Consider the following 1,398-nt stretch of genomic DNA (forward strand, 5'->3'; position numbering starts at 1 on the left):
GGGGGGTGCCTCTATGTGTTTCGTCAAGCGAGGTGTGGGGTTCTGGGTTCGTAGAAGGTGCCGTCGCGGAGCATCGCGAAGAGCACGTTGATCCGTTGTCGGGCCAGTCGGAGAAGGGCTTGAGTGTGAGTCTTCCCGCGGGCCCGGCAGCGGTCGTAGTAGGTGCGGGAGGCGGGATCGTGCAGGGCGGCGAACGCGGACAGGAACATCGCGCGTTTTAGCTGGCGGTTGCCGCCTCTGGGTGCGTGTTCGCCGTGGATCGAGGTCCCCGACGACTTGGTCGTCGGGGCGAGGCCGGCGTAGGAGGCCAGGTGGGCGGCGGTGGGGAAGCTGGTGCCGTCGCCGACGGTGACCAGCAAGGTGGCGGCGGTCCTGACCGCGACCCCCGGAATCGAGGTCAGGACCGCGGAAAGAGGGTGAGCCTCCAGCAGCTGTCCGATCTGCGCTTCGAGAGCTCGTCGCTGTTCGTGGACGGCCGCGAGCGAGCGGGCCAGGGACGGGATCACGAGGTCGAGGGTGCCGGTGCCCGGGACCACGACGGTCTGCTCGTCGAGGGCGTCGAAGACCGCGTCGATCAGCCGGGCAGCCATGCGGGGAGCCTTGGGCCGGATCACCTCAACGAGCCTGCGGCGTCCGGCTTTCCGCAGGGCGGCTGGTGATCCGTAGCGTTCCAGCAGCCAGGTGATGGCCGGGTGGTCCAGTCGAGGGCCGAGGACGCGTTCCAGGCTGGGGTGGAACTGGGTGAGCAGGCCGCGTATCCGGTTCGAGGTGCGGGTGGCCTCGGCCGCGAGATCCTGGTCGAAGCCCACCAGCACGGTCAGTTCGGCGGTGATCTCGTCGGTCAGTTCCAGCGAGCGCAGGGTGTGCGGCATGGTCCGCGCGGCGTCCGCGATCACCGCGGCGTCCTTCGCGTCGGTCTTCGCCTCGCCCGGATAGAGGTCGGCGATCCGCCGCATGGACAGGCCGGGCAGGTAGGCGACCTTGCAGCCCGCGTCCCGCGCGACCGTCAGAGGCAGGGCTCCGATCGAGGCGGGCTGGTCCACGATCACCAGCACGGTGCCGAACTTCGCGGCCAGCTTGTCGAAGACGGCCCGCAGCTTCGGCTCGCTGTTGGGCAGCTGCTTGTCGAAGACCTTCTTCCCGGCCGGGGTCAGCCCGTGCCCGTGATGGGCGCTCTTGCCGACGTCCAGGCCGAGGAAGACGCCCACGTCGTCGATGTCGTCCAACCCATCCTCCCGAGCGGGGTTCGTGCGGTGCTGGCCAGGGCGTTGGCGTCGTATGCGCGCATCCACGTTATGCAGACCTGCCGCCCGCGAGCGGCCGGCATTGCGCCAGGCCAGGCGGTAGTCGGACCTCTCATCAGCGTCTCCAACGGCGCCTCTCGGGCCCGGTGACACC

The 1,398-nt window shown here is 69.5% G+C and carries 1 protein-coding gene; it reads right to left on the bottom strand.

Annotated elements, in window-relative coordinates:
* Window positions 1-23 precede the first annotated feature (23 nt).
* Window positions 24-1,226 carry an IS110 family transposase gene (locus CHR28_RS37035; protein ID WP_094058120.1) on the bottom strand — a complete coding sequence of 401 codons (1,203 nt, stop codon included), beginning with the start codon at window positions 1,224-1,226 and terminating at the stop codon, window positions 24-26.
* Window positions 1,227-1,398: the final 172 nt, after the last annotated feature.

The organism is Streptomyces sp. XY006 (assembly GCF_002237655.1).
Taxonomy (GTDB): domain Bacteria; phylum Actinomycetota; class Actinomycetes; order Streptomycetales; family Streptomycetaceae; genus Streptomyces; species Streptomyces levis.